9 protein-coding genes, 1 tRNA gene and 1 pseudogene are annotated in these 12,558 nt (G+C 30.5%); 1 reads left to right on the forward strand and 10 read right to left on the reverse strand.

Annotated elements, in window-relative coordinates:
- Positions 1 to 39: 39 nt before the first annotated feature.
- The 6 genes from LDM92_RS04690 to LDM92_RS04715 form a co-directional block, all read right to left on the reverse strand.
- A complete protein-coding gene (locus LDM92_RS04690; RefSeq protein WP_223902247.1) occupies positions 40 to 759 on the reverse strand; it encodes a MurR/RpiR family transcriptional regulator in 720 nt (239 codons plus the stop codon).
- Positions 760 to 786: 27 nt separating this feature from the next.
- Entirely contained in the window at positions 787 to 2,091 is a 1,305-nt protein-coding gene (gene celB / locus LDM92_RS04695; RefSeq protein ID WP_034978658.1) for a PTS cellobiose transporter subunit IIC, read from the reverse strand.
- A 546-nt stretch (positions 2,092 to 2,637) separates the two neighbouring features.
- Positions 2,638 to 3,561, reverse strand: coding sequence for a type II toxin-antitoxin system antitoxin SocA domain-containing protein (locus LDM92_RS04700; protein WP_223902248.1), 924 nt, complete (start codon positions 3,559 to 3,561; stop codon positions 2,638 to 2,640).
- Between the two features lie 13 nt (positions 3,562 to 3,574).
- Complete coding sequence (locus LDM92_RS04705) at positions 3,575 to 3,865, reverse strand: type II toxin-antitoxin system MqsR family toxin (protein ID WP_223902249.1); 291 nt, start codon at positions 3,863 to 3,865, stop codon at positions 3,575 to 3,577.
- 301 nt (positions 3,866 to 4,166) lie between these two features.
- On the reverse strand, positions 4,167 to 5,219 hold the full coding sequence (locus LDM92_RS04710; RefSeq protein WP_223902250.1) for a Fic family protein: 1,053 nt from the start codon (positions 5,217 to 5,219) through the stop codon (positions 4,167 to 4,169).
- Between the two features lie 1,413 nt (positions 5,220 to 6,632).
- Entirely contained in the window at positions 6,633 to 8,621 is a 1,989-nt protein-coding gene (locus LDM92_RS04715; protein ID WP_223902251.1) for a DUF262 domain-containing protein, read from the reverse strand.
- Positions 8,622 to 8,816: 195 nt separating this feature from the next.
- On the opposite strand from LDM92_RS04715, the pseudogene LDM92_RS04720 reads away from it, so the two are divergent.
- Positions 8,817 to 8,981: pseudogene (locus tag LDM92_RS04720) on the forward strand (IS30 family transposase); the annotation flags it as partial.
- A gap of 62 nt (positions 8,982 to 9,043) precedes the next feature.
- Here LDM92_RS04720 and LDM92_RS04725 read toward each other — a convergent pair.
- The 4 genes from LDM92_RS04725 to LDM92_RS04740 all read right to left on the reverse strand — a co-directional run bounded on the left by LDM92_RS04725 (position 9,044) and on the right by LDM92_RS04740 (position 12,416).
- Positions 9,044 to 10,369 carry a type II toxin-antitoxin system RnlA family toxin gene (locus LDM92_RS04725; protein WP_223902252.1) on the reverse strand — a complete coding sequence of 442 codons (1,326 nt, stop codon included), beginning with the start codon at positions 10,367 to 10,369 and terminating at the stop codon, positions 9,044 to 9,046.
- Between the two features lie 59 nt (positions 10,370 to 10,428).
- Positions 10,429 to 10,986, reverse strand: a complete 558-nt coding sequence (locus tag LDM92_RS04730; RefSeq protein WP_223902253.1) for a hypothetical protein — start codon at positions 10,984 to 10,986, stop codon at positions 10,429 to 10,431.
- A gap of 187 nt (positions 10,987 to 11,173) precedes the next feature.
- Complete coding sequence (locus LDM92_RS04735; protein WP_223902254.1) at positions 11,174 to 12,007, reverse strand: hypothetical protein; 834 nt, start codon at positions 12,005 to 12,007, stop codon at positions 11,174 to 11,176.
- Between the two features lie 336 nt (positions 12,008 to 12,343).
- Positions 12,344 to 12,416: transfer RNA gene (locus LDM92_RS04740), tRNA-Thr, on the reverse strand.
- Between the last annotated feature and the right edge of the window lie 142 nt (positions 12,417 to 12,558).

A 12,558-nucleotide genomic window follows, 5' to 3' on the forward strand; every position in this document is an offset into this window, starting at 1 on the left:
TTATTATTTCTAACTGTTTTATTATGCTTGATATAAAATTTATTGTCCTGTAGTGTTTAGCGCCCGCGATAATCGTTCAAGCAAATACACAACTGGAACCTGAGTAGTTAAATTAATAGTTTGGCCGATAATTTTAAATTCTAGATGATAAGCAAAGTTTAAATCCGACAAATGCGCAATCGTATTATCTTCATTATTAGTAATACTGACAATTGTTGCACCTAATTGCCGAAAATTTTTTACCTGATCAATAGTCGGCTGACCCTCACCACTTACTGAGAGCACAATAACAGTTTTACCATGAAATAAATCCCGGCTTAGCTCTACTGGATAATAGGGATCACCAATTGCAAAAGCATTTCGCCCATTATTAACAAACTGGCGGGCACCATATTCACACAAGTCACCAGAGGATCCTATTCCAAAAAAGATAAAATCTTTTGTCTTGCTGGCAATTTTTTTGAAATCAGCAATCTTTTGGTCATAATCGGTTAAAAAATCTTGCGAAAAATAATATTGTGCCTGATAAGTAATATCATCAACTACTTTATTTCTGTTCAACTCTTCTTTAATTTTATTTTGTAAATCGTAATAATGTTTATAGCCCAAAGCTTTTAAGGTTCGTACTACAGAAGCAGGTGAAACAGACAGAATGCCAGCAAGCTCACGTAAAGTAATATCTTTTACTTTCCTTTTATTAGCTACAATATAATTGTATATTTGCAATTGTGTTGCTGTCAGTTTCTGCTTTGTATGCATTTTTATACCTCAATTTAGATTTTTAATTTAAGCCTTTGCCTGCTCCATTTCTTTTTCAGCTTTTAGTTTAGCATTATCCATACTCTTAAAGAAGCCATAATATATCAATGTATCCATTACGATGTTAAACAATTGCATCACTCCGCCGGAAATATGTCCCGTAGAAAGAATTCCGGATAAAATTGGCGGTGTTGTCCAAGGTGGATATATTCCAATCGTTTTAGCTACCCAGCCCATTTTCATTGCAGTGTAAGTTGCAATGATATTGGCCATTGGCGCTAAGATAAACGGAATAATGATACGGTAATTTAATACAATAGGTGTACCAAAGACCACCGGCTCGTTAATGTTAAAAATAGCTGGACCGATTGAAATTTTCCCCAGTGCCTTCATTTCCTGGTCTTTAGCAACAAAAACCATCAAAATAACAAAACCGAGTGTAGCACCACAACCACCTATTCGGACAAAATTATCAAAAAAAGTTTTGGTAATAATATTAGGAAGAGGCTTGTTGGCCTTAAAAGCCGTGTAGTTTACGCTTAATGCAGCATATAATACTGGGTCAATAACACCAGAAATTGCGTTAGCACCATGAATACCAAAGAACCATAGTATACATACTACTAATTCAATTACGATCGCACCGCCTAAAGTATTGGTAACTTTGCTCATTGGTGCTTGTAAGAAGAAAGTAATCACATTTGGGATGCTCTTCATTGGAGTAGCTTCAACTCCAAGTCTGATTAACCAAACTACAAATAATGAGATTGCTCCCGGAAATAGTGCAGCAAATGAATTGCTTACGGCTGGCGGGACAGAATCTGGCATTTTAAAGACCAAATTTTTATGCATCAACCAAACATACAAGTCAGTAACAAATAACCCAACTAGCAATGCGGTAAATAACCCTGATGAATCAAATTGATTCAGAGGGATTAGCAATCCGCCATCTTTTCCAACTTGCATTGGAATTGTTAAGATAAAAGCTCCTATCGCTACAATCATTGCTGAAAATGGATCAATATTTTTATAGCTTCTAGCCAAACTGTATGAAATACCGGCTACAGCCACTAACCCCATAATATGAAATGATGCATTGGTAATATACTGTACTACATTAGACCAATTTGGGCCGAAAATACTGGCCATGAAGTCCAAATAGCCTTTAACGGGAAATTGACCAATAATCATAAAAATTGAACCAATAATGATCATTGGTACAGCTGCTGTCATACCATCACGCAATGCTACCATGTGTCTGGCACTAGATATTTTGTTAAAAAAAGGAATCAATTTTTCGTTAAGAAAATTATTTTCTTTTTTCTCAGACATTTTCCTCACTCCTACTACTAGTTTAAAAGCAATTATGCAATCGCTTACATATAAATATAATCATTTTGTTTCAAAAAGTCAACTTTTTTATGAAACATGTTTCAAAAAGGCTCTAAAAACTTAATAATTATGGCTCGCAAAAAATTATAGAGTTTAAATGAATGATATTTATATTTTCATATTTTCACTATTAAGCATGCTTGAGATTTTAATTTTTTCTAATTCGTTTTTGGCGGCATTATTTCCTATGAACTGCAGCTGTAGCCACCGGCTGTTTAACAACTTTTCAAGACAAAAAAATCTGTTTTTTACATTGCTTAAGGCTCTTCTGCCTTCTACAGCAATTCTTGCACAAGACTAATTTATTCATATTATAGTATTGGATATGAAAAAAGAGGCCTTGTAAACAAGACCTCTTCTCTGAATTTCAAGCAGCCTCTTTTAAGGCGGTTAGCTCAGTTATATGTTAAGCAAAAGACTGATACTACAACTCAATAAATGTATTGAGCCCCAAATTAGGACACTTATTATTTGTTTTTTCTTAAACTATTCTTCTACTCCTCGTTTAAATGAATCAAAAATCAACTGATCTTTAATTATCTCTCGATCAGGAGTTAAATCCCATGGTGATCCGGGCTGATGAGTTTGCTTACTTAATCGAGCAGCATTGTAATTAATGTAATCCTCATTAACCTTATCTAGTAAATCTGCAATCTCACCATCTTTAGAAACCAGATTGTAGTCATCCATGGCCTCTTTGTCTGGTTTACCAATATCTAAAACACGCTTACCATTAAACTTTTTATGTACTTCAGTTATTACTGGACCATATTGTAAATGAATAATAGGAGAAGAAAACAGTCTACTTCTAGTTTTAGCTAAAAATCTACCATATGAAAAATAGAGAAGCTTATTGACTTTCATTTGCGTTAATGGATCAATATTCAAATCATTATCCCGCTCAAAATAATTTTCAACTCGAAACCAATTGGCTAACTGTACAGCAGTGAATCTAGGATGCTCAGTTTGTGATTCCACAACACTATCACTATGGTTCAAATAAGAATTAACCTTTGCTATCAATTCATCAGAATATTTATTCTTCTCATCAGAAATATATTGTTTAAGTACATTATCGCTTTTTATGAGAGCTTTTAACAACCTATTATTAGCCTTTGTTGGAAATGCACCCGCTTCGTAAAGAGCAATCGTATTTGGACTCAATCCGGTTAATTCTGCTAAATTACGTTGTGTTAAACCAACTTTAGCTCGATATTGTTTTATTTCTTTTGGTGACAATAAACCCATTTCGTCACGATATTTTTGACGGGCAATTTCAGCAGCTTGATCATCTAATGCCTTATCTGGAATCAGTTCATTGGTTTTACTGTCAAAAAGAGCTGGTGCTGTTACTGTATACTTATGTCCATCAATAGTATAAATAGTAGTGAAATCCTTTTGGTAAGCCATATAAACCCCTCCTTTAATAATCAAGATGGAAACTAATAAATACTACTTTTTGATTGTCTTCAGTAAATACGAATTTAATGTAGTAAGTTTGGCCATCGCTTGTTTTAAATACCCAGACAAATTGTAATGGATTACTTCTATTCGGTTCATGTTTGACAAAATCACTGATTGACAACTGCTTAACTATTTCTTTCGCCAAAGTTACTGAAACTGGCATTGCCATTTTGTCTCTTCTTCGGACCATTTGAAAATGATCATGCTTCACCAAGAATTTTAGCCTCGCTAATGCCTCAGCAACTTCCATTACAAACCTCCAAATATCATTTCTACATTATTATAGCATCTACTACTAATCAGTAGCAACTAGCAAATATTATACTTTGTAGTTCTATACAGGTTCGAAAAAAAGAGGAGATAGAGACAACGTTGCCCTATCTCTTCTACGACTCTATAATTTATCCTGTTGGCGACCTCAACTTCAACTTTAAGTATAAAAAAGCAGATAAAAATATTGTCATACTTCTATCTGCTTCCTATTTAGGATGTTTGGCAAAGAGCCAAAATTTAATTAAATTCTGCACCGATAATTTATTTACTGCACTGCTTTAGTCATTGGCAATATAGCGACTTGCCTTTCCTTTGCCTACTAAACCTATTTTTCCTTCTTTACGCAACCTAGCTAAAGCATGCTTAATGGTACTTTCACCATATTGAGGTACTAAATTCATTAGTTCCTGTCTAGATAGCGGTTTTAAACTATTAATAATTTTACTCAATAGTAATGATTCCGGATCCTTTTCCGTATCACTAGTGATGTCAATTCTTGAATCTAATTCACGATAAGCCTGTAAAACGATACTCAAAAAGTAGTCAACATATGGTCCATAATCGCTTTCATTATTAATCCATGCTTTTCCTGAACTTTCTAACAAAGTCTGGTAATATTGAGTCTTGGTTTTTTCTATTAAACGTTCCAAACTAATATACTTACCAACTCCGAAACCTAATTGTTGTAATTCAAGTAACATTAACAAGCGTGACATTCTGCCATTGCCATCTCTAAATGGGTGAATTGATACAAAGTCCAACATAAATGCTGCCGCCAGTATTAATGGCGGAAGAGAATTATCACAAATTGCATCATTATAAGTTTCACATAAACTTTGGACTAATTTGGGTGTCATCCAAGCTGGTGGTGGAGTAAAGCGAGTTTCTTTATGACCATCTGCAAAGGTAGTAATAATTGCATTATCAATATCCTTAAATTGACCTCCCCAACTGCTTTCAGTGAAATCAAATAATTGCTTATGCAATGCCAATATATTATTGGGCGTAATCTTGATATATTTGTAATTATCATGAATTATTGCTAAAACATCTCGATAGCCAGAGATCTCTTCTTCACTACGATTTTTCGGAGTCGTTTTTTGATCCATTAATTTCTTAAGCCGTACGTTACTTGTTGCAATACCTTCAATTCGATTTGATGAGTCTGTACTCTCAATCTTTGCGACTACCAACAGCTTATCCATTATGTCTTTTGATTTTAAGGAGATATGATCCGTTTTACCTTTGAGCTCATAGATCAGATTGAGTTTTTCAATCATCTTCGTGGTTACTTTCAAACCATTTAAAGTTTGATAATCAAAAACTTTCAAAATATTATGTCTCCTTTATAAGCTAGTTTCTTCCTACATATTTTATACCAAGTATCAGTGTATTTAAAAGTTTATCAGTGCAAAATTTAATTATTTTGCACCGTAAATTTGTTTATTGCACCGAAAATATTTGTCATTGCACACAAAATTAGCCTTAACTTATCTGCGTGAAATGCTGATAGGTCAAAGCTAATCGAGTCAAATGATTCTTCTGAATAAGACTATTATTCAAGCTCACATTGCCATATAGTCATCTGGTTTTTATCTTTTTAAAGAAATGAAAGGCGGACATAAAAAATAAGATAAATACTAAATACGAAATTAATATTCCCCATGTTAATGAAAAAGTAGTGTTTAAGGAATGCTCATTCATATTTGTAATTATTTTCAGTCCTAATGCGGTAGTCTTGATACCAGAACTGTTAATACTAAACAGCTTTATAATATAATCAATCATAAATGCAACCAGATATATACTACTTCCAGCATTAAAGGCTTTATAATAATTCATGATTTTTCACACCCCTTTTTAAAACAAAGATTAAAATAATTAACAAAAAGAAAGTTTATGTATAGTAACCTGATTTTTACTATAAACGAAACGGTGTCAGAAGAACTACAACATTTGCTATAAGCTTTCGGTAACAAATATCCTAAAATTATTGAAGATAAACAAATTGAAGGCCCATTGGTAGTATTAACCCATAAAACACGTTACTAGTTATAAAATTCCTCTGATAAAATTTGTACTAATTATTATTTATAAATTTGTATTTAATTAATAATAGCATTAAGCAAATAATAAATCAACAAAATACAAAAATAATAATACTATTAATTCAGCTAGTGACAACATTTTTTTATTAATATAATTTTATCTATTGGCTAGTGGATTGAAAAATATAAGTAAGTAACTATCTACTTGATTATGATATTGCTACTCTAAATAAGCCTAATTTTTAAAGTGTATTATTTTGTTAAATATCGTCTTTTCCTTAGGAATAAGATGATGCGCTACTTCAACAACTTTGCAAAGATATTCGTACAAAAGAGTATTATGAATTTTCCTTGAAAGTACCGGATCAAGCGAAGTTGTTACTTCATTTGCTAACACAACTGAGCGCCTATAGAATAAGGCTCTAGCAATCTCTATTCTGAACTCAAAGAATTTCTTGGTATACAGCGTTTTTACCACGCACCGTATATCTTTAATAAACAAAAATAACCTTAACTTACCAGCAAAAACACTGATATTTCAAGATTATTTTACCAATTCTATTCTTCTAAATGGACTAGAACTTTAGAGGCTTATGATTCTTAATTTTATTAAACCAATATTTCTAACTATGTATCAAAAAAGCTTGTGATTGCGTTTATAGAACGAATAAGAAATTCAACATTAATAAAACAAAATTATTGTTTATTTATATCCACTTTCCCTAATCCAATAAATTCGATTCTCTTATCTCTAGGAATTTGAATTCCCCAATGTTCGTTAATGAAATTGACTATTTCTAATCCTCTAGTTTTTATTTCTTTTATAGTCCATTGTTCATTACTAGCTACTCTTTGCTCATCAATAGTTCCAAATTTGTAACCCACATGTCCATGTTCCTTTTTATCTTTAAAAGACTTGTTGCCAATTTTTTCATTCTTTTTATTATTTATTACAAGTAAATTACCCAAAGAATTTTTAATTCTAACTTTTTCAGTTCGGGTATACTTACTGAAAAAAGTATTCCAGTTATTACTTTTATTATTCTTCTCGGGATATATATGTTCAATAGATGGTATGCCATCACTATCATTTCCAAAATATAGGTTATTAACAAATTCAAGAGTCAATGGTTCCTTAGCCTTTTTATATAGATCAAGTATATACTCCGAAATGATATATTTAGTTGGAACAGTAATTATATTATGTTCTTTATACCATCCATTCCTAGATAATTCATCACATAATTTCGAAATACACGTTTTAAATTCGTCAGATCTAAGAAATTTTTCAATATCTTTATCAAGATTATTATAATTAACAAGCAAATTGTCAAAATTCAACTTAGAACTTAAAACTCTAAATGGTATACTAGTAGGACTAGCATCACATAATGAATATATAAAATACATTCGCTCTAACCTTCTCAAAAAGCCTTTACGTTTTGCATTATCATTTGTTGTCAAGAAGTAATAAAGAGATAATACTTTCCAATCCTCTAGTGGACGTCTAAATACTCTATAAGTAGTATCATTTTGTAACTTTAATTTCATAAAATAAATACGAATTTGAATATCAAAATCATTATTAACATTAGTATCCATAGGATAATTAAAAGAATACCAATATTTCATACTTTCATTAAGACTGCTAACATAATCTAATATATCATCTGGCTTTATTTTATCATTTTTAATGTTATTAACTGTAAAATATTCATCTAATAAAAAATGCCTAAATCCATCTCTATAATAATTTTGTAGCAGTTGCTGTTTACTATGGTGTTTGAAAAAATATATAATCGTATGAGCTGTAAGAAACTCATCATCTGATAACATCTTTTCAGGTTTTTTACCAAGATAATCATATAAATTCTTCCAACATTTATTTATTTGATTTCGTACAGCCTCACCATTTATCTTGGACTCTCTATCAAAGCGGGTACTTAAATAAATCAATCTATTTTTCAACAATTCTAAAGTTGATAATTGTTTTCCTCTATTATTCATAGTTTCAAATGTCACAAAGACATTAATTTCATGGTCTATCTGATAAATATTAAATAATATTTTTGTTGTCAACTTCAAATAAAGTTGTTGAATTTGATTAAATGATAACTTATCAAGTTTATCAATAAAAAAAGAAAATGCATCTTTTAAATTTTGATTATATTTATTATTCTTTATACTTACATTATATGTATTTAACCCTAAAATCTTACTTTTAAAAAATGCATCACTAGAGTTTTTATCGTCATATCCAAACAAAACAGTATAATCTTTTTTAGAGTCACCTTTATATTTTACTAAAAAAGTTTTTCTAATATCATCAATACTATAAATATTAATTACTTTTCTTTTATTTTTATTCATATTTTTAACTATTGCAGATATTAATATAATTATGCTAGTAAGTCTTTGCTGTCCATCAACAACATATAGTGGCGTATATCCTCCAAGATCTACAATCCAATAATCGTTTGGCAATACATCTTTGTAATCTTTGCGATTAATTTTATCTGTAGTAATAACACCCATATAATAAGAGCTTGAAATATCAAAATTTATGATATCATTCCAAAAAGCAGAGATTTCGCTTTCGGTCCAAGCGAATCCTCGTTGATAGTCCGGTATCCTATATATAGTGTTATTAAATAATTCATACAAAGAATTTAATTGCTTTTCCATATAATTATTCCTTTCAATGACAATATTTTTTACAAAAAGTAAACTAGTTAACGGGTGTTTAAATAATCTTGTGTAAATGACTATTGAAAAAAGGAATCTCTTCCTCGTATGATTGTCTTGTAAAACATAAAATCAACGAAAGAGAGATTCCCTCATGGATAATTCTACCAAACAATTAATGTCTGCACTAGCTCAATCTGGCGCTTTATTCCTAAAGGTCAGTCCATCAAGGAATATGACTTAAGGCAAATCTATGGCATTGAGGAATGGTGCAATAACCTGCCCCGCAAGATCTTAGCCTACCACACACCCGATGAATTATATGAAAGAAGATTAGATTGCATCTATCAGATCAAATAGGGTGTTCAACTTAAAATTGCAATTTTCGAAAATTTAATAATATTTGTTAAAATATTTAAATTTTACCTAAAAATTTCATAATATTTTTCAATCAAATGTTCACCTTCGAAAATTTTTTCTTTAGCTTTTGCCATACTTTTAATAAACATATTATTCTCTGATTTTTTTTGCCAATGATCCAAACTATTTCTATTAAAATGATACCAATTATATATTTGTTCTATCAAACTTTTTTTATCATTAGAAAGACTACTTAATTTTTTTCCGATTTTATTTTTATTTTTTAATTCCTTTTGATTAGGATTTAGAACATAATATCCCTTATCATTAATCATAAAATAATTTAAATATGTTCGTTTGTTAGAACCCATTTCAGTATCTATTTTTGCACTACCAAACATAGCATGTAGATAATATTCCATTATTCTGGTAATTGGAGAAATTAAGTCTGAATAGTCAGGTTTATAACCAATTAACATAGTATTATAAACTGCATCAGTCAAAGTATTAATAACGTTATTGTCTTTTTCTTTCTTGCTTGCTAATGGCAATTGTTTTGCATACTCTTTATTAAGCTCTTCTTCTGTAATATCAAGGTTATGGTAATGATTAAGGGCACTTATAACTTCTTTTTTTGTTTCTAATTCTCCAAGAGCATTTTCAAACACTATGTTAAATAAATGACTTAATGATCCTTGAATATAAGCTTTATTTACATCATAAAAAGATACAAAAACTTTTTCATTTCCTGCCTCAAACTTTATTTTTTTAATATCTTTTTCTATGGTGATATCGTCACTGACTTCACACTGAACATTTTCACATATTGTGTCCCATTTACTAAGTGGTAATCCATTTAAATAAACGGAGCCATCTTTATATGTTCTATATTCCTCATTTGTCAATGAATCTTTAGCAAGTTTACCAGCTTTTTTATTATAAACTATCGGTTCAGATGCATCAATTTCTGTAAAAATTATTTCTATTTCTTTCTCCTTCTCTTTCATAAAATCATGATATTCTTTTGTAAATTCATTTTTTCCTTTCCACCCATTATAATCATTTGCAAATTCTTTAATTCCACTATACACACAATAAATGTGTATCTTTTTAAATTTTTTCATTTTGACGGCCCATTTTACAGCCTCCTCGGCGCCAAATAATTCTCCAGCGACATTCCTATTTTTCAACCCTCTAGGATCATGTGCAGAACTATATAAGTATTTTTCTAAAACTTGATTGTCTGGTTTAACTAGAATAACATCACCGTACCCATACTTTTCACTTTGCTTACTTTTAAGGTTATCGTTATAAGTTCCTCGCACAAAAGCTACTACCTCGTTTGACTTTAAATTATTTAATTCATCTTCTATAGATTTTTGATTCATTCTATCCTCCACAATTAAGTTTCTAGTTCCATTAATTATTTTATAGTTTTAGCAAGTATTTAAGGTCTTAGTAAATTTTTATTTTTTTTAAATTTAGTTTCACCATTTACAAATTCTGTCACTTTCTGCATACCCTCAATAAATTGCGGATAATCATTTTTCTCCTTCTTAGTTATAAGCAATACCTCACTGTGAGGAAAGAGACTGCTATAATCTTTTTTAACTTGATTCACCCAAAATGTTTCATCATCATATGAACTTGGGTTAACTATACTTTTAGTGATACCCAGATATAATGCTGTATAATCTGTAATAAAAAGCAAATGTTTTTCATTTTTTTCCATTTTAATAATTCTATCTAATGCATTTGTAAAAGCTTCCACAGACATCGTATCTTGTGAATTTACTACATATTTTGATTTTGCAAGTTCTACATTATTACCAAAAATACTTTCCCCAGAAGAAGTAAACTCAATATAATACATCCAAGCTGATCTATCTTCCAAATCTATTTCAGTATTTCCATTACTGCAGCCACCTTTAAGATATACTACTGCAAAATATTTGTCCTTAGAATATTTTTCTTTTAATTCTTTATTCTCTTTCGATTCAGTCATTTTCACCTCAAATTAAATTTAAAATTCCCGGTACTCCACATTCAAACCTGAGTTCAAATGTGGACATTAGATGATTAAAATTGTTACTTGAAGGTTAACATTACTAACTTTCATGTGATTAACATCCTTTCAAAATTACGCGAATAATTTATTTAAAATGTGTTTTATTTAATTGTTTAATTATTAATTACATATCTAACTTTTTATGCTTTGGTTTAAAGCTATGTCCTCTGGTAATTGTACCAATGTTCGTATAAGTAACTGTCGCTCGTTTGAATTGACTTAAGTCGTCAGTTTTAATATAACTGACAGCTAACTCACCATTCGGATTATAGTTATAAAGCGGATAATAATTTTCATAGGTATCAGTGCCATCAACTTTAAACTTAATTGGCTTTTTACCAATCCAAAAGCCTTGATTTTTACCAGAAGATTTACCAACACGTTTTAAAGTTATTTTCATAGCTGAATTTCGTTTATTATTACCACTGTAAATAATATTTTCTTTGGTAAAATCACCGCTATAATCATGATGATATTCATCATAGCCATTCCATGCATTAGCTAATGAGCCTAAATAATCATGTACTACTGTATGTCCTTTTTTAAACTTATATCCATAAGGTACATGTGCATATTCAGCAGGGTATAAATACTTTTTATGCCCCGAATTCTGCATAATAAAATATCTATGATCATTAAGTGTACCTGCGCCAATATAACAAACCCAATCATCAACACCTGGATCTGACCAACTGCCTGTTAATTTATAAGAATTAAAGTTTCTAAAGGCTTCAACATGTTCACCGGGCGTAAAACCAAAATACCATTTTCTTGATTTAATGTAATGCGCACCAGACTTTTTAGATAGTGCTTGCAACTTGTTATAGTCTTTGGTGGTAGCTGTTGGCATTGATTTAGCATCAACAGTTTGTGGTTTTGAATAAACTAAAGCCGCAGCTCCAACAGTTAGCAATGTTCCAGTAATTGCTACTTTCTTAAATAAATTAGCGTTTTTCATAATAAACGTACTTCCCTCTGAATAAGGTTTTAGAGTTTAAATAAAATACCAGTAATTTTGCTTTTATTTACTATATATATCTACATATAAAATAAAACATAAATGCTTTAGTGTAAACCCAAAAAGCAGAAAGTTTTGTCAATGCACACAAAAAAGTGGTTATAAATACCGTTATATCAGCCATAGTGCCTACCTAAAAGTTTTTGCGCGGAACACAGCTAAAATCGTGTTCCGTATTGTGTGCATAATTATCTTTAATAAATAAAAAATAACCTTAACTTACCAACAGAAAACATTGATATATCAAGGTTATTTTACTAATTTTACTCTTCTAAATGCTGACTAGAGGATTCGAACCTCCGACCTCATCATTACTAATGACGTGCTCTGCCAACTGAGCTAAGTCAGCATTGTCATATATCGACAACGATATTAATTAAAACATATTCTATTAGTTTACGCAAGCATTTTTTGACTTTTTCCCAGTTTTTGTGATAACTGATATTTAGCGCGCTTTTTTAAGAGTATAATATAAGAATAGATTTAGAAAT

The organism is Lactobacillus laiwuensis (genome assembly GCF_019972835.1).
GTDB classification, from domain to species: Bacteria; Bacillota; Bacilli; order Lactobacillales; family Lactobacillaceae; genus Lactobacillus; species Lactobacillus laiwuensis.

Bases quoted from the DNA above. Each gene is read 5' to 3' on its own strand.
- LDM92_RS04690 (WP_223902247.1), bottom strand. From the start codon at position 759: ATGCATACAAAGCAGAAACTGACAGCAACACAATTGCAAATATACAAT.
- celB (WP_034978658.1), bottom strand. From the start codon at position 2,091: ATGTCTGAGAAAAAAGAAAATAATTTTCTTAACGAAAAATTGATTCCT.
- LDM92_RS04700 (WP_223902248.1), bottom strand. From the start codon at position 3,561: ATGGCTTACCAAAAGGATTTCACTACTATTTATACTATTGATGGACAT.
- LDM92_RS04705 (WP_223902249.1), bottom strand. From the start codon at position 3,865: ATGGAAGTTGCTGAGGCATTAGCGAGGCTAAAATTCTTGGTGAAGCAT.
- LDM92_RS04715 (WP_223902251.1), bottom strand. From the start codon at position 8,621: ATGGAAAAGCAATTAAATTCTTTGTATGAATTATTTAATAACACTATA.
- LDM92_RS04725 (WP_223902252.1), bottom strand. From the start codon at position 10,369: ATGAATCAAAAATCTATAGAAGATGAATTAAATAATTTAAAGTCAAAC.
- LDM92_RS04730 (WP_223902253.1), bottom strand. From the start codon at position 10,986: ATGACTGAATCGAAAGAGAATAAAGAATTAAAAGAAAAATATTCTAAG.
- LDM92_RS04735 (WP_223902254.1), bottom strand. From the start codon at position 12,007: ATGAAAAACGCTAATTTATTTAAGAAAGTAGCAATTACTGGAACATTG.